Here is a 24045-nt window from a genome sequence, read left to right as displayed (position 1 = left end):
TCAGGTTATATCCTGAAGCTGCCCATGAGCTGTTTCAACTCGGCAGACAGCTCAACCATCTCCTGACTGGCTTCAACAACCCGATTAGCCCGGCTGGCGGTCTGCTCACCCAGATCGTTGATTGCCATCAGGTTCTGATCAATAGTGCCAGCCACCTGGCTTTGCTCGGAGACTGAGCTGGCAATCTGCTCATTCATGTCCACAATGGTATGCACGGAGCGGGTAATGCTTTGCAGCGCATGGCTGACTTCTGAAGACTGCTCCACTGTCTGCCGTGCCTGCTGCTGACTACGCTGCATCGAGTTGACGGCGTGATCAACGCTGCTACGCAGCCTGCCCACCTGTGCTTCAATATCCTCAACGGATTGATGTGTGCGTTGTGCCAGGGTTCTCACCTCATCGGCAACGACTGCAAAACCACGTCCCTGATCCCCTGCCCGTGCTGCTTCAATGGCGGCATTGAGTGCCAGCAGGTTGGTTTGCTCAGCGACATGTTTGATCACTTCCAGGACACTGACAATCTGATGGCTGTCAGCCGCAAACCGGTTGATGACCTCAACCGACTGTTCTATTTCCGTGGCCAGTGCTTGAATATGCTGCAGTATATGGGACACCTGTTGATCACCTGTGCGTGACTGCTCATCGGCCTCTACTGTGGCTTGCAGAGCCTCGCGCCCATAACGGGAAACTTCTTCAACCGAGCGGGTCATCTGGTTCATGGCAACCACAACCTGCTCGGTTTCCTGGCGCTGCTCTGTAATTGATTGTCGGCTTTCACTGGAAATACTCGCGACATCCCCCGCCTTTTGATGTACGGCGTTGGCTGTCAGGTGTACCTGTCTGACCAGTTGGTGAACACGCTCCGCCATGCGGTTAAACTCAGTCATCAAGGCGGCCATTTCATCCTGGGTACGACTTTCGATGCGCGTCGTCATATCACCGGCGGCGAGCTGCTGGCTGGCTTGCCAGACCTGTCGAATAGCCTGCTTAACAGACTGATAAAAGCCAAAGTAGAGATAGCAGATCAATAACAGCACGCTGACAAGTGCTGCGATCAACAGACGCAAGCGCCAGTGACTCTGTGCCAAACGTTCCGCCAGCAGCGCATCCATTTTATTCAGTAACGCATCATTTAAATGGTGTAATGCATTGATTTCATTGTCTGATCTATTCAGGTAATCAATCCAGTCCATCTCCATTGAAAAGGCTGACATCACCTCCTCGTCCAGTAAATCTCTGAGGCTCGACAAAGTGGTAGCCGCGTGTGACAGATGGCTTAAATCTGATGTCAGGCTGCTCAGGGCTGGCTGCAGATCCTGTTCAGCCCTGCTCATCTGGTCATAGAGAATATTTAAACGGTCACTCAGGCTCGATTCCAGAAAGTCACTCTGCAAGGCGTAGATGCCAAAACTGCGTGCCTGCCCCAGCAGTTCAAGTGCTGGTGGGATCTCACGCAGTAGCAATTCACTCATATTGAGAAGCTGGTCATTGGTATCCTGACTCAGTCCACTGGCCTGTGCCAGGGTGCGCTGCAGGCGATAGGCATCGCCGACATGAGTGTGATAAACATTGAATTGGGCTTCAACGGCTCCTTGATGGCTAACACCCTCATTCAGTAGCGTCTGCCATGCATTGATGAAGTTATTCAGTTGAGCAGACGCTTCGGGGTGAGCCTGCAGATCAGCAGATTGGGCACTGAGTTGTTGCAGCGTTTGACGCAGTTGCTGTTCTGTCGCTTGAATGCGTTGCTCCAGGTCATCCTGCTCACGATAGTGACTGATAGCGCGCAGATCCCTGAAACGTTCAGCCTGCTGAGTGACCTGACCAACCTGTTTTAACCAGAGAATGCCCTGTCGGGATTGCTCTGCGGCACGAATCTGTTGCAATGACTGCTGCAGCAGCATACCACTCATAATTGATAAGGGTAGTAGAAACACCAGACTGATCAGTGCAAATTTGTATGGGTACTTCAGCTGATTCATTAAGAATACAGCGGGGTAAAACACACTACTCAACATGCCAAGGCCCGAATTTGTTGTTATTTTCGTCGATCCACTTGAGATACTAACCAAGTGATCGATATCGGGCGATAACGGAATCGTGCAGTGTTGTGCCGCTTGTGACCTGAAGTGTCAGTGAATTAACGATTTTCCTTTTCAGAGGCTCGGCACAAAAGACTATCCAGCCATGCCGTTGGCAAGAGCCGTTTCAGATAACCCAGTACGTAGGTCGGAACGGTCACATAGTAACGTGCTTTGGGGCGGGAACTTTCCAACGCATGACGCAAGGCTTTGAAAACAGCTTCCGGCGGCAGGGTAAAACGCCCGGAGTCAGGGTTATTATCTGACAGGCGATTCAGAACGCCCTGGTAAATCTGTTTGTGTGCGCTCTGTTCAATCGGGATGTGGCACTTGAAGGCCGTGAGCGCATTCTGGCGAAATGCACTGCTGATGGGGCCGGGCTCAATCAGAGAGATCTGTATGCCGCTCCCTTTGAGCTCCTGTCGATAGGTGTCGGTAATCCCTTCGAGTGCAAACTTGGATGCGTTGTAAGCACCCCGATACGGCATGGCGACCAGTCCCAATACCGAAGAGTTCATGATGATACGTCCACTACCCTGCTGGCGCATGACTGGCAGCACTCGATTGGTCAGCTCAACCCAGCCAAACAGATTGGTCTCGAACTGCGCACGTAGCACGTCGCGACTCAGATCTTCTACTGCGCCCGGCTGCCCGTAGGCGCCATTGTTGAACAATGCATCCAGGCGTCCGCCTGTTATTTCAAGCACCTGGTCAACAGCCTGTTGAATGGATGCCGGGCTGTCGAGGTCCAGTTGCAAGGCAAGCAGACCCTCTTGTTTCAGCTGCTCGACATGCTGTGGCTGGCGTGCAGTGGCGAAGACTTGGTATCCTGCCTGATGAAGCTGATGTGCACAGTGTTTGCCAATACCGCTGGAGCAACCTGTAATCAGTACTGAAGGTTTCACACTTGACCCCGTTATCAACTATTTGCTGCCATTATGCCGCAAGGCATTCTGTGTCGGCTACTGACTGAAGGATTTCACAATGTCCTGGATGCTATGGTTATCACTGCTACTGATCTGTGTATTGGGAGCGATGTCTCCGGGGCCGAGCCTGGCGGTAGTGCTTCGCCAGACAGTATCCAATGGCCGTCTGCATGGTATTCTGGCAGGAGCGGCACATGCACTGGGGGTCGGAGTCTGGGCTATTGCAACCGTATGGGGGCTGGGGTTACTGGTCAGTCAGAACCCGTTGGCGTATCAAGTACTCAGTTGGCTGGGGGCTGGTTATCTGGTCTGGATGGGCATTAATGCCTTGCGCTTTGCTGCCACGCCGCATTTGCAGGCAGATACCAGTGGTAAAGACAGTTACTGGTCGGCGATTCGATCCGGTGCCTTAATCTCGCTGCTGAATCCCAAGCTGGCAGTGTTTTTCACCGCCCTGTTCTCTCAGTTTATCAGTGCTGATCAAACCCTTCAGGCTCAGATCATTATGGTATTGACGGCCACTTTGGTGGATGGGCTCTGGTATGCACTGGTCGCCCTGCTTTTTTCTCAGGCCCACCTGTTGACCTGGTTGCGTCGTCACATGAAGCGGATTGAACAATTGACCGGTATGGTACTGATCGGCCTGGCGATCCGGGTTGTGTTGCCCTGACCGGGCTGCACACCAGAAACCCTGTTTTCGTCTATGCTTGAGAGGTAATTCTGTCTCAGGAGCCCTCTCTATGCGAATTGCGGTTGCACAACTGTCCCCCACAGAGCTGATCTCGGACAACCTGGATGCCCTGTCGCACTGGTGTATTCAGGCGCGGGATCAGGGGGCGGATCTGCTGTTAACGCCAGAAATGGCACTGAGCGATTATGAAGCGCCCCTGTCGGAGTTATCCGACACTGCCTGGACCTTGCCTCAGGCTGAAAAACTGCTGCAAGTACAAGCACTGGCACAACGCCATCAACTGGCACTGGTAGTCGGCGTGGCCGAAGCCAACGCTGATGGCACTTTTTACAATACGGCGTTGCTGATTTCAGCACAGGGGCAATTACTGCAGTCTTACCGCAAAACCCATCTGTTCGGTGACCTGGATCGGCAGCGTTTTCAGGCGGGCAATCAGCTACCCGAGCCGGTCTGTTATGCCGGATTAAAGATGAGTCTGGCGATCTGCTATGACGTTGAGTTTCCAGAGCTGGTGCGCTGGCATCGCCAGCATCACTGTGATCTGCTGCTGGTGCCAACAGCAAATATGTATCCCTATCTTGAGGTGGCCACGCAGATGGTGCCGACTCGCGCCATGGAGAGTGGTGTTGCGATAGCCTATGCCAACTTCACCGGTCAGGGTCGAACACTGCACTATTGCGGGCACTCCTGTATCTGTTCGGCTGATGGTCGCCGTTTAGCCTGGGCCGAGACGGATCAGGCATTATTGATTGCCGATATTGATGCTGCCTCGATTCAGACTGCTCGCCAGCATAACCCCTACCTGCAGAATCTGCGTGATGACCTTTATTCCGGAGGAGTCCTGGATGTCTGACATGCCTTTTTCCATGTATGGTCCTGATTTTCCATTTGCGTATGATCAATGGCTGCAGCATCCTGCCGGACTTGGTGAGCTGCCAGCTTCGGCCATGGGAGCTGAGGTTGCCATTATTGGTGCTGGTATTGCCGGATTGGTCTGTGGTTATGAGCTGATGCGGCTGGGACTGAAGCCGGTGTTTTATGAGGCTGGACGTCTGGGAGGTCGACTGCGATCAGTGCATTTTGATGGTAACGAGCAGATAGTGGCGGAACTCGGCGGTATGCGTTTTCCACGATCATCACGCAGTTTTTACCATTATGTCGAGCGTATGGGATTAAAGACAGCTCCTTTTCCCAACCCCCTGACTGAGGCCGCCGGTTCTACCGTAATCGAACTCGAAGGTGAGCGCTTTTATGCGCAAAAACTGGCAGATCTTCCTATTATTTTTCAAGAGGTTGCGGAAGCCTATGACAGTGCGCTGGAAGAAGGTGCACAGTTCACTGACCTGCAGGATGCTATTCGTCGACGAGATGCTGCGGCAATAAAAGCGATCTGGAATCCGCTGGTAAAACAGTGGGATGAACGAACCTTTTACGATTTTATCAGCACCTCATCCGCTTTCAGAGCACTCAGCTTCCGCCACCGTGAAGTGTTCGGTCAGGTGGGTTTTGGCACCGGAGGCTGGGACTCCGACTTCCCCAACACCATGCTGGAAATACTGCGTGTGAATGTGACCGGATGTGATACGGATCAGCACCTGATTGTCGGTGGTGCTGAACAGCTGCCACGTCGGCTTTGGCAGCATGCACCTTCGGATTTGAACCACTGGCCCGTCGGTACATCGCTGCAATCCCTGAACCAGGGCGCTCCCCGGCCCGGTGCTGCGCGTATCTTTCGGGACGGGCAGACAGATCAGATTGCGGTGACGGACACTCGCGGTCATACCGAACGCTTTGCAGCCGTTGTCTGCACCTGTCAGAGTTGGTTGCTGACAACGGCTATCGATACAGAAGAGTCCTTGTTCAGTCATCCGCTCTGGATGGCGCTGGATCGAACCCGTTATATGCAGTCGGCCAAGACTTTTGTCATGGTAGACCGCCCCTTCTGGAAAGAGCGGGACCCGGTCACCGGGGAGAAGCGCATGTCAATGACCCTGACGGATCGTCTGACACGGGGCACCTATCTTTTCGATCATGGCGATGATCAGCCCGGGGTGATCTGTCTGAGTTACTCCTGGATGAGTGATGCACTCAAGGTTCTTCCCCTCGATGCACAAAAGCGTACACAACTGGCGCTCAGTGCCCTATCGCGCATCTATCCGGATGTTGATATCGCCAGCCATATTCGCAGCAACCCGATTACGATCAGTTGGGAGGATGATCCCAACTTTCTGGGCGCGTTCAAGGGCGCACTACCTGGCCACTATCGCTATAATCACCGCATGTATGGGCACTTTATGCAGCAGCATCTGCCGGCGCAACAACGCGGTATATTCCTGGCGGGCGATGATATCAGCTGGACCCCGGCCTGGGCCGAAGGTGCTGTACAAACGGCGCTGAATGCAGTTTGGGGGGTTATGACGCAATTCAAGGGGTGTTGTGCCACAGATAACCCGGGGCCAGGTGATCTCTATCCAGCCTGGGGCCCGGTTTCACTGGCCCCATAAGCATGTATGATACGTATCCTGTACAAATAATACAGTTTACCCGGAATTCGATAGCTTTTATGATGGATACTTACACCAAAACGGGTCGCAGAAGATGAATACTCAGGCAGATGATCTGGCACAAGACGCTGAAGTCTATCGAACGCTACTGGAATCAACCAAGGCGATTCCCTGGAAAATTGACTGGAAAACACTGACGTTCTCCTACATCGGGCCACAAATTGAAACACTGCTTGGCTGGAAGCGTGATTCCTGGCAGAGCATTCACGACTGGTCTGAACGCATGCACCCGGACGACCGTGAGAGAGTCGTTAACTTCTGCGTGTCACAGTCACAGGCTGGCTCAGATCATGAAGCTGATTATCGTGCACTCACCGCGACTGGTGAGTATGTCTGGATTCGTGATGTAGTCCATATCATGCGCAACGAAACCGGTGAAGTGGATGCGTTGATCGGGTTTATGTTTGACATTACCGAGCGCAAAGAAACTGAAGAACAATTGTTACGTTTGCAGCAAGAGTTGCAGGAGCTTTCATTCAAGGATGCGCTGACAGGTATTGCCAATCGACGCATGTTTGACGAACGCCTGGAAGCTGAGTGGTGCCATGCGCAGCATCAGAAACAACCTCTGTCACTGATTATGGTTGATGTTGATTTATTTAAGCAATATAACGACTTATACGGACATATTCAGGGTGATTCTTGCCTTAAGCAGGTGGCTGAAATTCTCAGCCAATGTGCGGCACGCTCACGTGATTTCATTGCCCGTTTCGGGGGTGAAGAATTTGTGCTGGTACTGCCAGACGCCGATGCCAATGCGGCTTTAAAAGTGGCTGAACGCTGTCGCAACCAGATTTTCAAGGCCCAGATTCCGCATGCAGCATCCACTATCAGTCCGGTATTAACCATCAGTATGGGTGTAGCAACACAGGTACCGACACGTCAGGATTCACTACAGGATTTTGTTGAGCGGGTTGATAGGTTGCTTTATCAGTCGAAGCAACAGGGCCGTAATCGTATCGCCAGTTAAGCGGCTAATCACTACAGCATTATCACGCAAGTTACGGTATCCTGTAGACTTTAGCAGCTAACTTCAACCTGAGCCTTATGTCGACCTTTGCATCCTTCGGTTTATGTCCTGAACTTCAGTTTACGCTGGACGCGCTGGGCTATGCGCAAACCACTCCGATTCAACGCCAGGCCATTCCGCTTATTCTGGAAGGGCGAGATTTGATTGCCCAGGCACAAACCGGCACAGGAAAAACAGCCGCGTTTTCCCTACCGATACTTGAACGGCTCAAACATCGGCCGCCACAAGATACTTACTTCCCTGTCCGTGCACTGGTACTGACCCCTACCCGAGAACTTGCCATTCAGGTAGGTGATAAAATGCTGGGTTACGGGGAGCAACTGGGGATGCGGGTCATCTCCATCTATGGTGGCGTACGCTTCGATAATCAGTTGCGCAAAATGAAACGCGGGGCGGATATCCTGGTCGCGACACCAGGGCGTCTGCTGGACATGTTGCAGCAGAAAAAACTGTCGCTCAGTCAGCTGGAAATTCTGGTACTGGATGAAGCTGACCGCATGCTGGATCTTGGCTTTGCTGATGCCATACGCCAGCTTATGCAGTTTATTCCGGCCAAGCGACAAACTTTGCTGTTCTCCGCTACGTTTGATGCCTCGGTCAGGGTGTTAAGCGACTATTTACTGCAGTCCCCTGCCCAGATCAATATAACACCAGACAAGCCGTCTGCGGCAGGTGTGGTTCAGCGCGCCTTCGCAGTCGAGAATGCGGATAAAGCAGATATCCTCAGCTATCTGATTCGGGAGTGTGGCTGGACACAAACACTGGTGTTCACGCGTACCCGTAAACGGGCTGATCAGCTGACTCACTATCTCAATCATGAGGGAATTTCGGCTCTGGCACTGCACGGAGACAAGCTGCAGCGTGAGCGTAATGACGCGTTGAGCCGTTTTTCCAGTCAGACTGTTCAAGTGCTGGTCGCTACTGATGTGGCTGCGCGCGGCCTGGATATCGCCAATTTGCCCCAAGTGGTTAATTATGATCTACCGAACCAACCGGAAGCCTATGTACACCGTATTGGACGTACAGGACGCGCCGGCGCAAAAGGACTGGCGATCTCTCTGGTGTCAGGCGAAGAAAAGCGTTTTCTGCAGGACATTACCCAACTGATTCGCCAGGAAATCATCCTGGAAGCGGTGCCGATTATTGAACAAGGACGCTTGCCCAGCGGACGTAAATCCCCGAGAAAAGGCCCGGCCCCTGCTGCGAGCCGAAAAGCACGACCAGCCAGGAATAAACCTCAGCACGTCTCATCTGTCAGACAGTCTGCTGAGCAGGAAAAAACACCTAATGCAAAAGATAAAGCCGGACGTCGATCGCTGTTTAATTAGTCAGTGACCTCAAGTAAGGACTGATTTATACTCATTTAGCTAAAATTTGATCAGGACGCTTGCTGGCAAGCAGGGATAGTTGCATGCTTATGTGTGGTATCAGTAGGTTAAAATCCCGCTTTATGCTGTTTATTCTGCTGCTGATCCTATCCGTATCAGCCCGTGCAGATAGTCAGATTATTATACAGCTCAAATGGCTGCATCAGTTTCAGTTTGCCGGGTATTACGCTGCTCTGGAGCAGGGATTCTTTGCTGAAGAAGGTCTTCAGGTTACGCTACGCGAGCGTGATCCCAATCAAAACATTGTGCAGCAGGTGCTCTCGGCGGAGGCCCATTACGGCATTGCTGACTCCATTCTGTTAATCCACCAGGCTCGCCATGAAGGCGTGGTACTGGTCGCGCCGATTATGCAGCACTCTCCAAACGTTATTATGACACTTAAAGGGTCTGGCATTGAGGGCCCCCGAGATCTGATTGGCAAACGTATCGCCTTTTATGAGAATGACAGTGATGGCATCAGCCTGCTGGCATTACTGTCAGAGCAAGGAGTACTGCAGGAAGGTGTTATTCGTCACCACTGGGATCAGCGTATTGAAAAGCTGTTGTCCGGAGAGCTGGATGCTGTGCCGGTTTACAGCACAAATGAACCCCTGCGGCTCCGAGAGCTGGGTATCGAGTATCATCTGATTGATCCCAAGCACTTCGGCATAGATCTGTATGGCGACATGCTGTTCACCAGCACGACCGAAGCGCAACTACATCCTCAGCGAGTAGATGCCGTACGTCGTGCGGTACTGCGTGGCTGGCATTATGCGGTGGAAAACAAGGCCGAAATGGTCGAGTTGATCTATCAACGTTATAACACCCAGCAAAAAAGCCGGGAAGCCCTGATGCACGAGGCTGAGGCGCTGGAACTGTTGATTGAGCGACACAGCACGCCACTGGGGACACTCAATACAGCTCGGCTGGAATATATTCTGCAACTTTTGCAGCGCTCAAATCTGATTCAGACCACTGATCAGGGTATCAGTGGTCTGACATTTCATGGCAGTCGACCGAATATATCCTCTCTCAGCGAAAATGATCAGGCCTATCTGGAAAGCCTGCCTCCGCTGAGAGTCGCGGTTGACCCTGCCTGGCCACCTTTTGAGTTTATTGATGAGCATGGCAGCCTGTCCGGGATCGTCTCCGATTACCTTGCCTTTCTTGGTGATGCGCTGAACCTTGAATTTGAACTGGTAACACATCTGACCTGGTCAGAAATACTGGATTCGGCCCGCCAAAAAGAGCTGGATCTGCTGCCTACAGCCTCCCCGACGCCAGAGCGACGTCAGTATCTTAACTTCGCACACCCCTATCTGCGCTCTCCCATGGTGATAGTGACGCACCAGCGGGTTGACTATATTTCCCGTCTGGCGCAGTTGCATGGGCGCCGGGTTGCGGTAGTTCGTGACTATGCTTCCGATGAAATCCTGAAAACACAACACCCGCAAATCGAACTCTTGCGTGTGGACACCCCGGAAGAAGCACTGCGGGCTGTGCAAAATGGAAATGCCTATGCCTATATCGATAGTTTGGCGGTGGTCAGTTACCTGATTCGACGTGACCAGCTTAATAATCTGAAAATATCGGGTCAAACACCCTATTCCTTTAACCTGAGCATGGGCGTGCGTAATGATGAACCCCGTCTGGCGCGCCTGATTGATCAGGCACTGGCCAATATCAGTACAGAGCAGCATGCCGATATTTATAATCGCTGGGTCCACCTGCCCTCTCCTGAGGCCTTCCCCTGGCGCCAAGCCTTGCCCTGGATTGGTGGCGGTGGAGGTCTGCTTTTGTTGTTGCTAGCCTTCAGTCTCTACCTGGGCATACTGCAGCGACGTACTCGTCACATAAACCTGACATTGGAGCAAACCAAACGGGAACTGCAAGCCAAAAACAGCCTGCTGGAAATTATTTCTGTTACGGACAAGCTGACAGGCACCTATAACCGCCACTACCTGGATAGCAAATTATGTGAGCAGGTGGAGCATGCCCGGCGGTATAATCGTCCTTTGTCGGTTGTGCTGTTTGATTTGGATAAATTCAAGCTTATCAATGACACCTATGGCCATCAGGCAGGTGATCAGGTGCTAACCACCTTTGCCGACCTGGTCTCTCACCAAATTCGCCACAGTGATACCTTTGGCCGCTGGGGCGGTGAAGAGTTCTTGTTAATCTGTCCGGAAACAACTGCCGCAGAGGCTGCCAGTGTTGCTGAAAAAATACGTTCAGCTTTGGAACTGCATACTTTTCCAGAGCATTTTGAGCAGAGTGTTAGCGCGGGTGCCATGCAGTTGAGCGGAAGCATGAGTGTTGATCAATTGATTTCAGGCGCTGACAAAAAACTGTATCAGTCCAAGCAGTCCGGGCGCAATCGTGTAACCTGCTAGGCATCGATTAGCGTGGCAAAATGTACTGGTTCAGTTGACGGTCTATCTCTGGCCATTCGGGCATGAAGCGGCTCATTAAATGATGAAAGCGTGCATTGTGGCTGGCTTCCAGTAAATGCACCAATTCATGTAGCAAAATGTAATCCAGACACTCAGGTGGCAGTTTAACCAGCTCCTGATTAATCCAGATACGCGCCACACGGATGTTGCAGCTCCCCCAGCGGGTTTTCATCGAGCGAATCCGCCACTCGTGCGCCCGTGTACCGCTGATGCGCTCCCAGACAGGCAGGCGCTGCTCTATACGTTCACTGATCTGGCTACGCAGCCAGCGATCTATCTGTTGCTGCAGGCTGGTACGATTGGCAGGGTCTTCAAGCTGAACACACAGCTCCTGCTTGCCATTCAATGTAATGCCGGATTGTGAAGATGCCTGCAACAGTAACTGACAGGGCTGCCCCCACAACAGAATCCTGTCGCTGCTATCCGGCAGCGTTCGACTCAACTGTACCTTGTGTTGCAGCTGTTGTCGCTTGCGTGCGATCCAGTCCCGCTTCTGCTGCAGAAAACGCACAATTTCCGTTTCTTTCATGCGATTGGGCGCAGATACTCTGACCTGGCCATTGCCTGGATCGATGCGCAGATACAGATGCTTGATCGCCTTGCGCTCGATGTATAGATTTTCAATTGCGGCTGAAGCCAGAACAGGCTGCAGCTGTTCTGGCTGATTGTTTTGTGTAGTTGTTCGTCGATTAAACCTGAACATCAATGATTTGGCCAACCGCACTGGTAGGATCGGCCTTAACGCCTGCCGGATTGTCAGGAATCAGGTTCAGAATCATTTCACCCTGTGTTTCCACCTGGTCCATCACGACTTTATTCATTTTGGCAGCATGCTCCATATGAAAATTCAGAGCACTCAACGCGGTGCCAGTAGCTGCAATATTCATGTAGTCTCCTCTTCAACACAGGCTGCTTCAGTCCTGCGAGCAGCCTGTCAGGCCTTCAGCTTAACACATTCCCTGTCTGATCTTAAGGTTGTCGGCCTTGCTGCATCAGACTTGAGCAGTTTAACTGCCCTGCCGTGAGCGACTGAAAGGTGCTACATATTGAGCAACGCGTTGTGGCTGGCAATTCAGGAAGGCTGAGCTTTGTAGCCATTGAGGGTCCGGATAGTAGGTAAACAGAAACTGCCCACCTTTCAGATTATCCACCACCTGCTCCACCACGTCCTGACGCACGGCGGGACAGCCCTGACTGCGGCCGATACGCCCCTGACGCTCAATCCATTCCGGGTCAACATAATCAGCTGCATGGATAACAATGGCACGCTCGCGGGCCTTGTCGTTGATACCCGGCTCCAATCCATCCATGCGCAAGGAGTAACCATGCCGGCCAAAATAGCTTTCCTGGGTGCGGAACAGCCCGATACTGGATTGATGGCTGCCAACAATATTAGAGAAGTCTGTCGCATAGTTTTCACCCGAGCGGTTGCCATGAGCAACCAACTCCTCGAGAATCAGCTCCTGACGTGCCAGATCAAAAATCCACAGACGTTTCTCCGTCGAAGGCAGGGAAAAATCTATCACGGCAAGGCGATCGGCAGGCTCCATGCCATGGTTCGTGGCGCACTGCATGGCCGACAGCGCCTTGTTCAACACACTGGGATTCAACTCAGGTGCTTGGGCAGCAAGGGTGCTGGTTAGTTGATGTGGTAAAAGTTGAGCAGATACAGAAGCAGAAAATAGCAGTGTGGCGGCACTCAGGCCCAGGATCCTGGCAGCTCTTAACATCATACAAGATCCCTCATCATTAAGGTGACTTCGATCATAAATAGACTCCGGCGAATTACTCTCCTGCCACGCTTTCAGAGAGGCGGAATATCGCTATACTTAAAGTGTTTAAAAATCAAATAGGCAGAGTGTAGCAGGCAACGTATGTCAGGAAAATATCTGTATAAAAAAACATCACTGAACGTTGCATTTTTTTGCTTGTTGATCTGTTTTGGCGCCTCTCATGCGATGGCATCGTCGACAGATCGACAAACCCTGCTGGTGGAATTTCTGCGCCTGACAGATCAACAGCCTCAGTGGCTATCCTTTGAAAGACTTGAAAAGCTTGAGTCTGGCCTGCAATCTCTGGAAGATGATGGGTTGAATCCATCTCATTACCAGTTCGGTCGTATTCAGCGGCTGGTACAACAGCGTGGCTCTGGGGCGAACCTGGATCTCTCTCCTGCTGAAGATGCTGTAATCAGTGGCGCCTATCTCGAAGCCCTGGCTGATCTGAAGCTGGGGCGTACACGTCATAAGAATGTTGAAAACTATCTGGATTTTCGTCAGCACCAGCCTGATGCCTTATCTGCTGTTGTGCAACTGGCAATCGCTTATCTGGATCAACCAGATAAAGCGTTTGATCAGGCGCGTCCTCAGATGGATGGCTATCGGCAGCTACGACTTCGTTACACTGACTTGCGTCAACGTCAGAGCACTGAGCCGGTCTTGCCCGCTATTGAACCACACCGCCCCTCTTTACGTGTTGGTATGACTGATCCCCGTGTGCGTTTATTACGGCAGCATCTGTCGCTGCCCACCCCTGAACAGGATGCTGACTATTTTGAAGACAGCCTGGCCCTGGCAGTCGCGCAATATCAATCCCAACACGGGCTGCAGGCAGATGGCATTGCTGGACCTCAAACACTGTCACGTCTGAACCGTACAGTACAACAGGATCTGGACGCTATACGCATTAATCTGGAGCGCTGGCGACGGGTCAACCTGGCTCTGACTGATCATCGAGTGGTAGTCGATATCGCCGGTGCAACCCTGCGCTACTATCAGAATGGCGAGAGGGTACTGGATACCCGGACTCAGGTCGGTCGACGTGATCGCCCTACACCCTTAATGCTCAGTGAAATCAGCCATTTCACGCTCAACCCAACCTGGACTATCCCGCCTACCATTTACCGTAATGACAAATTACCTGCGATTCGGCGAGATCCAGGCTATTTGCAAAGTAACCGCCTCACCGTGCTGGATCCTCAAGGCAATCGCCTGGACCCGGAATCAATCGACTGGGATAATCCTGGACACATTTTGTTACGTCAGGCGGCAGGACCGCACAATGCCTTGGGCCAGGTTGCGATCCGTTTCCCCAACCGTCAATCGATATATCTGCATGATACGCCTAACCAACAGCTGTTTGACCGAAGTCAACGCTATTTCAGTTCTGGCTGTGTCAGAGTAGAAGGCGCTACCTATCTGGTTGAGCAGCTGTTACAGGCAACCGGCAGCCCCGCAGCTGACGATCTGGAGTCACTCCTGAGTAGTGGTATCACCCGTAATGTGTCGATCGGTATCCCGGTGACGATTGTATTGGGTTACTGGACAGCCGAGGTGAATACTCAAGGCGAATTACAGATACATGCTGATCCATATGGTCTGGATCCAATATTACTCGCCGCGCTGAATAACTGAGATATAAGGCTTTTGTAGATACAGTCGCGTTTTATTGCTCGCAGGAATCCGGTATTATGCTTTTTTTGTGCGAAGTGGGTGTAGTGTGAAGGAAGATGTTTGTACCAGCCGCAAAGCAGCTGAACTGCTAGGCGTCACTCCGAGAACCATTCAGTTATGGGCAGATGCCGGGATTCTGGACAGCTGGAAGACGCCGGGTGGTCATCGACGTTTTTATCTGAGTGCAGTACAAGCGCTTTCTGCGGAAATACTGAATGGCCATCGCCAACCGGCTGCTGAAGAGAATCGTGCCGGGCCTCATGTTGTCGAGAGCAGCGCAAAAGTTCCTGTTACTCCTGTCAAAATCCTGGTTGTCGATGATGACAAAACACTTCTGCGCCTTTACGAACTGACTATTTCCAGCTGGGGATTACCGGTTGAGCTGACACTGGCAAATGATGGTTATCAGGGCTTGATTGAGGTGGGACGCTGCAACCCTGACTTGTTGATTCTTGACCTGCAAATGCCCAATATTGACGGTTTTGCTGTTATCGCTGCGCTTCAGCAGCAAAAGCTGCTCAATCAGATGTGCCTGATGATTATTTCCGGACTGGAAGCAGATGAGTTGGCAGAGCACCCGCCTCTGCCAAAAGATTGCACCCTGATACAGAAGCCCATTCCTTTCCTGCGCATTCGTGAGCAGGTTGAAGCCATTCTGCTCAGTCGCTGAAACAGCCCACCGAGCCTTAACGCATTGCCTGAATGCGACTGCGGGCGTATTCAGCAGCAGCGACAGGCACTTCTCCCGGTGGCTGATTTCTTAACCAGCGATTGATTCTGCCAACATCTCCGATCGGCGTACGCAGGCCCTCTGAGTCCAGAAGCACCATGGCGACTGGCTGCCCCTGTATCTCAGCCACCATAATCAGACAGCGCCCCGCCTCGGACAGATACCCAGTCTTGCTGAGCAGAACATTCCAGTTTTCATTGCGTGTTAATGGGTTGGTATTCGTATAGGCCAGGGAGTAAACAGGTGATCGAAAATGCATATCTGCCTGCCCCTGAACGGACAGGTCACGAATAACCGGATACTGATAGACCGCTGCTGTGAGTATCAGCAGATCACGAGCAGTTGAGATGTTATCTGGTGATAATCCTGTCGGATCAGTAAACCGCGTTTGAGACATACCTAAAAGCGCGGCAGTTGCATTCATGGCGCTGACAAATGCAGGAACACCGCCTGGATAATTGGCAGCCAGGGTATAGGTGGCCAGGTTTTCTGAAGACATCAGAGACATCCGCATCAGGTCCAGGCGGTTAACACGTGTCCCCGGGCGCAATCTTGATGGAGAATTCTTGCCAAATGTATTACTGATGCGCCCGATTTCCAGTGTTTCATCCAGTGGCAAACCTGATTCAAGAATCACCAAGGCAGTCATCAGTTTAGTCAGGGAGGCAATCGGAACAACATGATCTGCGCGCTGGCTAAACAAGGGTTCATCGGATCCCAGGGGGGCAATGGCGGCATACACAGAAGCCAAAGGCAGCTCCATATTGCGGGCCATGGAAGACGAACTCCAGCCAAGCAGCAGGCAGGTCAACAAAAGAGGTTTCAATCCTGCTCTGAGCATATGTTTAAATTTCATCATTAACGTGACCAGGCTTTGGCTTCTTTCAATAGACCGCTGATATCCAGGCCAAGAGATTCAGCCAGCTGTTCTGTGCTGTTATAACCGGGTGAGGCCGGTATTTTAAAGGCTGCACTTTGGGGGGCGCTGTTTTCCTGTTCATGAGCGCGTCGCTGTGACTGCTTATGATTAATGATGCTTTCAATCCTTTTTTCGACCTCGCACAACTGGTCGTAGCTTAACTGTCCCAGATAATCTGAAACCGGATCTGTCATCTTGTCTGTTATCCTCAAATAGGCGGCATCATACTGTAGCCGTTTAAAGTTTAAAACCTTTTTACTCAGCGCTCACGGGTATAGAAAAAGTCAGCACCACTACCAACACTACTGCTTTGTGTTTCAACCTTCCACATAGACGACAGACGGTAACTTAACGTTAGCACTTCTACCGACTCCAGCAGGCTCACACCATAGCGAATATATAATCGAGGGGTGAGATATTTACCAATGAAGAAAGCTGAGTCTCCCGCGTCATCACTGGAAAAACCGAACTCATCCAGATTCAGCTCTTCACGAAGCTGGCCGGTAATGGTATTACCCCCCTGCATTGAAAGCGCCATTGCAGCCTGTAGCATCATGGATTGTTCTGAGGCCGATGAGTCACCGGGGCCACGTCCCAGTATCAGGTAGGACATGATACTGCTATCCGGCATTGCCGGTGTAGAGAATAAGGTAAACTCCGGAACCTGCAAGGTGCCGCTGATACGGGCACCGGCTTCAACAGTGTCCACAGTACGTGAAACACGCAGGTCCAGTCCAGGATTTTCAATCGGACCACCGCTGAAAATCAGGTTTCCGCGCTGAATTGTCATATCCTGACCAAACAGGCGATAGTCACCGCTCTCCACCTGAATGGAACCGGAGGCCCGTGTTGCGCTGACAGCATCATCCTGAATGCGAAGGCGCCCCAGCAATCGACCTTTAAAACCAAAGGCATCAACGACAACTGAGTCGCCTAGAATCAGCTCCAGATCGGTCAGTAGCGGCAAATTGCGGTCGGTCAGCATTTCTTCCGGATCATCAACAAATACCACATCATCAGATGCCCGAACCACATTCTGCATCTGCTGTCGTGGCGGCGTAATATGGGCGAACGGAACGGTAACACTACCGCCGACACGTATAGCATCATCCACCCGAATCAGAAGGTCCGGAGAGATCAGCAAGTTGATTTCCGTGGCCATCGCCTCAAAGTCATTCCCCTGAATGGTCAGCTGTCCTTCCAGTGATACCAGGTTGTATTCGCCTTGCAAACGAATTTCGCCGTCACCGGAGCCCACCAGTCCATCCAGAATCAGACGCTCAGCCTGCTCCCCCTCAGCCTGAATCGCGAGGCGCAAGGGCGAGAGCCGAATACCCTGTGCGGGCAGATCCATTGAGGCATCACGCAAGTTCAATGAGCCACTGATCTCCGGCTGTGTAACGCTGCCTCCCAGCAGCAAACGCCCCTGTAGTTGACCCTCGACCTGCTGCAAGGCAGGAACAAATACACTGACCAGTGTCAGGTCATTCATGAGGACATCGAGATCACCCTGCAGCCGCTGGCGGGATGATAATTGATCGACAGACAGGTTGGCCTGGATACGGCCTTCAAGCTCGGAGAACAACGCTGACAGCTCGGCGGTCAAACGGTCGCTGGCAAGACTGGCCTCCAGCCGAATAGGGTCCAGGTCAAAATCAGGCTGGTCTGCAGGTGTAATCAGACGCCCTGCGCGTGTTGTCAGTAACACCTCGGCTCGAGGTTGCTGACTACCCTGCTGAGAGAAGTTGCCACTGATATTCAGATCGGAATCGATTTGATTACCTTGCAGGAACGGATCCAGCAGTGACAAGGATAGCTGTGAAAGACTGAACTCGGCGCTGAGACGGTCGGAGGTATTTCGTTGTGCAGTCAGGCACAATACAGCATCGCCCTCTGTCTGCTCCAGGCACAACTGCCCCACACGAAACGCAGGGGCCTGAACGCTAAACTCGGTAGCGGATGACTGCAACCATTGCCCGATTTCCTGTCGGGACAGGCTCAGCCTGGAAAGCTGTCCAGCGTAGCGGCTTTGCGCCGCCTGCCAACCGCCTTCTATACTCAGATCCATTACCAGCGGTTCGCCTTCCACTTCAAGCTGCAGGCGGTGCGATTCGGGTCGTCCACGTCCTGTCAGACTGATGCGCTGCAGTACCTGTCCAGCAGCCAACAGGTCATTTAACTCCAATTGCAGTTCCGAAGGCTGAGCACCGCTTAAGTCGGCCTGAACACGCCCTCCCAGTTGCAAGATCCGGTTATCCTGATAGCGCAGATCTGTGCCCTGAATATCAGCGCGTATTGCCGGAGTCGTCATGGCTCCAGTCACTTCGCCGGACGCGCTGAGCGTGCCGCTCGCATCCGGGAGTGCCATGGAAAGATCCGGCGCATCCAGCTGGAACTGCATGGCAAGCTGCTCATTGCGCAGAGAGCCTTGAAGGTTTATTCCATTTCTACCCAGTGACAAGCCGAGCGAGTCAATCTGTATCCGCTCAGGTGTGTAGTGGACTACCCCCTGCCCCTGCAGCGGTTGGTCACGGAGTTCACCGGTTAGTGCAATCAACTCAGCCCGGACGTCCGGGCCTGTTTCTGTGAGCGACCCGCGACTGGTTAACTCAAGATTCACCAGGCCTTCCAGCTCCGGATTAAACTGCCCCGGGTTAAGCTGGCGCAGCCAGACACGGGTATTCCATGCCAGCTGATCAGCCCAGTTGACGCCACCTTCCAGCGCCACCTCACCACCCAGCAGCGCTGCATTCAGTTCGAAATGCGCCAGCGACTGAAGGTCTCCGGCGCCTTCAAACCTTAAGTGAACATCTGGCAGATCGTGACCTGTAATCTCGGTATCCAATGTCATCAGATACGCAGACAGGCGTCCTTGAAGCTGCGCATATCCCTGCGGCAACTGCACCATTGCAGGTGCTTCCAGCGCCAGTAATGGATATTGCAGGGCCTGCCACTCCAGCTCCAGTGACAACTCTGGATCCATCCACTTCTCCAACTGCCCGCTGAGGCTGATCATTGCTTCCGTATCACTCAACTGAAGCTCAAGGCTTTCCAGGTTAAGGTACTCATCATAGGGTTGCACCCAACTGCGAAGCTTCAAGCTGATTGGGCCGGTCAGATCGGTTGCCAGCTGGTTTTCCAGATGTACATCCAGATGATCGGCGTTACCTGAAAGCACCAGACCACCCAAGATGGGCGCTGTCAGGGGCAGGTCCAGATCCTGATTAATAATAGCTTCAATATCAGCAACTTCTATAAACCAGTTCAGGTTCGAAGACAGGTCATATTGACCAACAGGCCGCAACTGAGCTTGCCATTCCACCCAGGTATTGCCCTGTTGCAAGCGCAGAGAATCAACTACCCAAAGATCACCATCCGTATGCGCTGATAACGCGATTTGCGCCAGATTGAATTGCTGCTCACCTAAATTAAGTTGTATATCCTCCACACGGAGCTTCTTCAGTTGAAACGCTACAGGCAACTGTATATCCGGTAATTCTGGCATTACAAAGTCCGCCGCATCCTCAGTCTGATCTGACTCTGTTTGCGGTAGCGAGAGACGGACTCCCTGTAGTTGTATGTCGTCGAGGCAGAGTTGCTGGCGCAGCAAACAGGAGGGGCGCCATTCGAGCACTAATCGCTCCAGGGAAAAGGCTGTGTCATCCTGAGCAAAGCGGACATCCTCAAGGATCAGGTCGCCGGCCAGTGCACCGCTGACAGATCCGACCTGCACTTCCGGTGGCAGAAAGTTTTGTCCAAGTTTAAGTGCCAGTGCCGGAATGCCGGGCAGAAACAGCATTGCCAGAACCAGATAGATCAGCAACAAGATCAGCAGTACAGGCAAAAGTAACAGGCGCTTCCAACTCACAAATCAGGTCCTAAGGTAAAGTGTATTCTGAATCCGCTGTCGCTGACGGGTTTGGCCAGGTCCAGTCGAATGGGGCCTACGGGTGACTGCCAGCGAACACCAACACCCAGACTGGTTTTTACAGGCTCACTGAAGTCATCGAAGGCGTTACCAGCATCAGCAAAAGCAGCCAAACGCCAGTCTGGACGGAACATATAATCGGTTTCGATGCTGCCCACCATCAGATACTGGCCACCAATGACATTGCCGCGTTCACTGACTGGGCCCAGTTTCTGGTAGTCATAGCCGCGCACGCTGTTATCACCACCAGCATAAAAGCGCAGACTGGCAGGCACCTCTTCAAATTGACTGCTCAACAAGGCACCCAGTTCAAAGCGTGACAGTAATCGCCAGCGCTCCCCCATCGGATCAATCCGCTTGCCGTTCAATGTAAGCTGCAGCAGACTGACGTCCGACAGCAGGGACTCTGAAGCAGCCGCAATACCGAAGCCGAGATTGTAGCCCTGACGAGTGTTAAAGCGGTCATCGGCAACGGTTTTATTGAACTGTGCCCGGGGAATCAGCAATAGCTGATCAAGGGTCTTATCATCAAAGGTATACTGCTCCTGCTCCAGGTCCAGTGATAATACGCGCTCCCAGTCGCCAATCTGTTTTTGCCAGACAGCGCCGACCGCATAGGTGCGTGATTCAATGGTATCGGAGTTTTCATCACTGTAGCGGCTGCGTATGCCATATTGGTCAAAGCGAGGGTCACGGCCCGGAATCATATAACTGCCTGTCAGGTCGTTGCGCACCTCGGAAAGCCGCATGCGTGCATCCAGCTTGTGCCCCCGGCTGTTCACATAACGCCGCTCCATCCCCAACTGTAATCGCGCACCGGTATCGGTACCAAAGCCAACGCCTGCACGATAAAGCGTTCTTGGACGTGGTGTCAGGGTGACCTGAATGGGAATTTCACCCTCTTCCAGTTCACTGAGTAGCGGGAGGACTTCAACATCTGCAAAATAATTACTGTCGATCAATGCAGCTTGCAAGTCGATCAGTTGGGAAACCTCAAGATAGTCGCCTTCGGCAAACCGTGGATAGCGACGCAGCAAATCTTCTGCAATAGGTGATTCTGAAAAACGTATTTCACGAATACGGGTGCGCTGCCCTGTTGCATAGACAATATCCACCTCGGCAGTATTGGCCAGGCGATCTACCAGTATGCGGGAGCGTTCAAAACGTGCACGATAATAACCTCGCTCCGCGGCAACAGACTGTAGCCGGTTTTTCAGGCTTTGATAATCAGGATGGTGCAACGGTGCGTTTGGCTGCAAGGCACTGGCATTGATCACTGCCTGAAAAGCCGGGTCACTGCTGCCTTCACCGTCCAGCTCAACGTTTACCCGTGACAGCCGCACCTGCGCTCCCGGAGTAATCCGGTATTCAGCTAACCAGTCGCCTGAATCCAGCAGCTGCAGCTCGGTTATGATTTCCGGATTGTAATAGCCGAAGGGTTCAAGTGCCTGGCGTATTTCATCACTGGCGCGTCGATGCAGATAGCGCAGTCGGCTTTCACTGGTAATGGTCTGGTTTTCCAGTGAAGCGATACTCAAAAAAGCCTTGACGTTGGCTGCCAGATCATCGGCAACGCCTTCGACTTTCATCTGCAGTTGGTCTGCTGCGACCTGAGTGCTGCTCACGAGTAGCAGACAAGGCAACAGACTACGTAGCCAGCTTCGCCCGGAACGCATAGAAGGTTTAGCTTGAATGGTGATATCTCCCTGTTCACTGACCTGCTGAAACAGTCATCCCTTAAGGATGGCATAAAACAGGCGTTACGATCCAGAGATAGAGGGATAAAAAAAGGCAGCCGAGGCTGCCTTGGTAGATCCGGGAAATCGTGATGTCAGCGTCAGGCTTTTGTCACCAGACCCTGCTCATTCATGATCTCCTCTATTTCCGACAAGCTGGCTGGATCATCAATCGTTGAAGGTACCGTGTACTCTTTACCATCAGCAATCTGTCGCAGTAACTTGCGGAGGATCTTTCCGGAGCGGGTCTTTGGCAGGCGCTGAACGACAATGGCACGATTAAAGCAGGCGATAGGACCTATTTCTTTACGCACCATGGCAACCAGCTCCTTCTCCAGTACCTCTTCTTCCGTTTCCACCCCATCTTTCAACAGAACCAGGCCAATAGGCGCCTGCCCCTTGAGCGGATCGTTCACGCCGATTACCGCACACTCAGCTACCGCCGGATGTGCAGCCACGATTTCTTCCATTTCACCGGTAGAGAGTCGATGCCCAGCAACGTTGATGACATCATCCGTACGGCCCATGATGAAAACATAGCCTTCATCATCCATGTAGCCGCCGTCACCCGTGGTGTAGTAACCCGGTGCTTCTGCCAGATAGCCGGTACGGAAGCGTTCAAAATCACCCCATACAGTTGCCAGGCAGCTGGGTGGCAGTGGCAGCTTGATAGCAATTGAGCCCTGCTCACCTCTGGGGAGAGGCTGACCTTCAGCATCCAGTATCTGAATGTTATAGCCAGGAATTGGCAGCGTGGAGGAACCCGGCTTGGTAGGCTTGGGTTCGATGCCCATCAGATTGCCGCAAATAGCCCAACCGGTTTCAGTCTGCCACCAGTGATCTACTACCGGCTTGCCAGTTTTGGCAACCGTCCAGTCGTAGGTAGGCGGATCAAGGCGCTCACCCGCCATGAAAATGGTTTTCAGTGCAGAGGTATCATACTTGCCAAACTCCAGAGCCTCGGCGTCCTCTTTCTTGATAGCACGGAAAGCCGTGGGCGCAGCGAACAGCGCCTTGACGCCATAATCAGCACAGACGCGCCAGAAGGCACCCGCATCCGGCGTACGAACCGGCTTGCCCTCATAAACGACTGTAGTACAGCCCGCCAGGAGCGGTGCGTAAACGATGTAAGAGTGTCCGACTACCCAGCCAACATCTGAAGCTGCCCAGAAGACTTCACCGGGATTCATGTCATAAATCGCTTTCATGGAATATTTCAGCGCGACCGCATGGCCACCGTTATCACGCTGCACTCCCTTGGGTTTACCGGTGGTACCCGAGGTGTAGAGAACATAAAGGGGATCGGTACCTTTAACAGGCACACAGTCCGCAGGCTGGGCTTTTTCCATGGCTGCCTGCCAGTCGATATCCTGGCCCGGGATCATTCTGGCCTGAACCTGAGGACGCTGGAAGATAATGCAGGCTTCAGGTTTGTGTGCAGAAAGCTCAATAGCTTCATCCAGCATCGGCTTGTATTCAATAACCTTTTTAACCTCGATGCCACAGGAAGCAGAGATCACCACTTTGGGCTCGGCATCCTCTATGCGTACCGCCAGCTCATGCGGGGCAAAGCCGCCAAATACGACAGAATGCACTGCACCCAGACGCGCAACGGCATACATGGCAATCAGCGCCTCCGGTATCATTGGCATATAAATGACAACACGATCACCCTTCTCTACACCCTGCTGCTTCAACACACCGGCAAACAGGGCGACCTGGTCGCGCATTTCGCGGTAAGTCAGCTTTGATCGGGTATCGGTAACAGGTGAGTCGTAAATGACGGCCAACTGCTCGCCACGCCCCTGCTCTACATGGTAATCCAGCGCCATATAGGCGGTATTCATTTCACCATCGGCAAACCAGCGGTAAATACCATTTTCATCCTTTGACAGAATCTGCTGAGGCTGTTTGTACCAGGGCACATCAGCGGCCTTCTCAGCCCAAAAAATTTCCGGATTCTCGACAGATTTTGTGTATTCAGCATGATAGGACATAGAGCGGGTCCTTTAAATTAGATTAATGAACGCTAAAATGAGGGGCTGGCCTTGTTATTGTTGACACTTGGCCCTTCCAAGAGCGTTCACTTTAACCAAACTAAGCCACAATTTAACTAAGACAAAAGGATGATTCTGTATTATATGGAGTGCTTTTAAGCTGTTTTCGAA

At 52.4% G+C, this 24045-nt stretch carries 18 protein-coding genes; 8 read left to right on the top strand and 10 right to left on the bottom strand.

Going from position 1 to position 24045, the window contains the following annotated elements:
• Positions 1–5: 5 nt before the first annotated feature.
• Both ADINL_RS12865 and ADINL_RS12860 read right to left on the bottom strand, forming a co-directional pair.
• Positions 6–1982 (bottom strand): methyl-accepting chemotaxis protein, encoded by a 1977-nt coding sequence (locus ADINL_RS12865; protein ID WP_036548520.1) that lies wholly within the window; start codon positions 1980–1982, stop codon positions 6–8.
• 158 nt (positions 1983–2140) lie between these two features.
• Positions 2141–2986, bottom strand: a complete 846-nt coding sequence (locus ADINL_RS12860; RefSeq protein ID WP_036548517.1) for an SDR family oxidoreductase — start codon at positions 2984–2986, stop codon at positions 2141–2143.
• 79 nt (positions 2987–3065) lie between these two features.
• Here ADINL_RS12860 and ADINL_RS12855 point away from each other — a divergent pair, with 79 nt between their 5' ends.
• From ADINL_RS12855 to ADINL_RS12830, 6 genes are all read left to right on the top strand, one after another.
• The gene (locus ADINL_RS12855) at positions 3066–3677 is read left to right on the top strand and encodes a LysE family translocator (protein WP_036548514.1); all 612 of its coding nucleotides are present in this window, start codon (positions 3066–3068) and stop codon (positions 3675–3677) included.
• Between the two features lie 70 nt (positions 3678–3747).
• On the top strand, positions 3748–4551 hold the full coding sequence (locus ADINL_RS12850) for a nitrilase-related carbon-nitrogen hydrolase (protein WP_036548513.1): 804 nt from the start codon (positions 3748–3750) through the stop codon (positions 4549–4551).
• Positions 4544–6202 carry a flavin monoamine oxidase family protein gene (locus ADINL_RS12845; RefSeq protein ID WP_036548510.1) on the top strand — a complete coding sequence of 553 codons (1659 nt, stop codon included), beginning with the start codon at positions 4544–4546 and terminating at the stop codon, positions 6200–6202. The genes ADINL_RS12850 and ADINL_RS12845 overlap by 8 nt, the downstream gene beginning before the upstream one ends.
• Positions 6203–6296: 94 nt before the next feature.
• Entirely contained in the window at positions 6297–7232 is a 936-nt protein-coding gene (locus tag ADINL_RS12840; RefSeq protein WP_036548507.1) for a GGDEF domain-containing protein, read from the top strand.
• 77 nt (positions 7233–7309) lie between these two features.
• Positions 7310–8620, top strand: a complete 1311-nt coding sequence (locus tag ADINL_RS12835; protein WP_051632798.1) for a DEAD/DEAH box helicase — start codon at positions 7310–7312, stop codon at positions 8618–8620.
• A 122-nt stretch (positions 8621–8742) separates the two neighbouring features.
• Positions 8743–11052, top strand: a complete 2310-nt coding sequence (locus ADINL_RS12830; RefSeq protein WP_036548505.1) for a diguanylate cyclase — start codon at positions 8743–8745, stop codon at positions 11050–11052.
• A gap of 7 nt (positions 11053–11059) precedes the next feature.
• Here the strand turns inward: ADINL_RS12830 and ADINL_RS12825 are convergent, their stop codons facing one another.
• From ADINL_RS12825 to ADINL_RS12815, 3 genes are all read right to left on the bottom strand, one after another.
• Positions 11060–11815, bottom strand: coding sequence for a M48 family metallopeptidase (locus ADINL_RS12825; RefSeq protein ID WP_051632797.1), 756 nt, complete (start codon positions 11813–11815; stop codon positions 11060–11062).
• Positions 11802–11999 carry a hypothetical protein gene (locus ADINL_RS12820; RefSeq protein ID WP_036548503.1) on the bottom strand — a complete coding sequence of 66 codons (198 nt, stop codon included), beginning with the start codon at positions 11997–11999 and terminating at the stop codon, positions 11802–11804. The genes ADINL_RS12825 and ADINL_RS12820 overlap by 14 nt, the downstream gene beginning before the upstream one ends.
• A 120-nt stretch (positions 12000–12119) precedes the next feature.
• Positions 12120–12845 carry a murein L,D-transpeptidase catalytic domain family protein gene (locus ADINL_RS12815; RefSeq protein ID WP_204368241.1) on the bottom strand — a complete coding sequence of 242 codons (726 nt, stop codon included), beginning with the start codon at positions 12843–12845 and terminating at the stop codon, positions 12120–12122.
• 141 nt (positions 12846–12986) lie between these two features.
• Between ADINL_RS12815 and ADINL_RS12810 the strand changes: the two genes are divergently transcribed.
• Together ADINL_RS12810 and ADINL_RS12805 are read left to right on the top strand one after the other, a co-directional pair.
• Positions 12987–14525: a L,D-transpeptidase family protein gene (locus tag ADINL_RS12810; protein ID WP_051632796.1), complete on the top strand. Its 1539-nt coding sequence runs from the start codon at positions 12987–12989 to the stop codon at positions 14523–14525.
• 85 nt (positions 14526–14610) lie between these two features.
• Complete coding sequence (locus ADINL_RS12805) at positions 14611–15234, top strand: response regulator (RefSeq protein ID WP_036548501.1); 624 nt, start codon at positions 14611–14613, stop codon at positions 15232–15234.
• A 16-nt stretch (positions 15235–15250) separates the two neighbouring features.
• Here the strand turns inward: ADINL_RS12805 and ADINL_RS12800 are convergent, their stop codons facing one another.
• The 5 genes from ADINL_RS12800 to ADINL_RS12780 form a co-directional block, all read right to left on the bottom strand.
• Entirely contained in the window at positions 15251–16153 is a 903-nt protein-coding gene (locus ADINL_RS12800; RefSeq protein WP_152547676.1) for a serine hydrolase, read from the bottom strand.
• Positions 16153–16407: a hypothetical protein gene (locus tag ADINL_RS12795; RefSeq protein WP_036548499.1), complete on the bottom strand. Its 255-nt coding sequence runs from the start codon at positions 16405–16407 to the stop codon at positions 16153–16155. Before ADINL_RS12795 ends, ADINL_RS12800 begins: the two co-directional genes overlap by 1 nt.
• 65 nt (positions 16408–16472) lie before the next feature.
• A complete protein-coding gene (locus ADINL_RS12790) occupies positions 16473–20081 on the bottom strand; it encodes a translocation/assembly module TamB domain-containing protein (RefSeq protein WP_036548496.1) in 3609 nt (1202 codons plus the stop codon).
• Positions 20078–21817 carry an autotransporter assembly complex protein TamA gene (locus ADINL_RS12785; RefSeq protein WP_036548494.1) on the bottom strand — a complete coding sequence of 580 codons (1740 nt, stop codon included), beginning with the start codon at positions 21815–21817 and terminating at the stop codon, positions 20078–20080. The genes ADINL_RS12790 and ADINL_RS12785 overlap by 4 nt, the downstream gene beginning before the upstream one ends.
• Positions 21818–21978: 161 nt before the next feature.
• Complete coding sequence (locus ADINL_RS12780) at positions 21979–23874, bottom strand: propionyl-CoA synthetase (RefSeq protein ID WP_036548491.1); 1896 nt, start codon at positions 23872–23874, stop codon at positions 21979–21981.
• Positions 23875–24045: the final 171 nt, after the last annotated feature.

Origin of the sequence: Nitrincola lacisaponensis (assembly GCF_000691225.1) — a bacterium.
Lineage (GTDB): Bacteria > Pseudomonadota > Gammaproteobacteria > Pseudomonadales > Balneatricaceae > Nitrincola > Nitrincola lacisaponensis.
The sequence above is the reverse complement of the archived record's forward strand: the minus strand, read 5'-3'. Positions and strand labels throughout refer to the sequence as shown.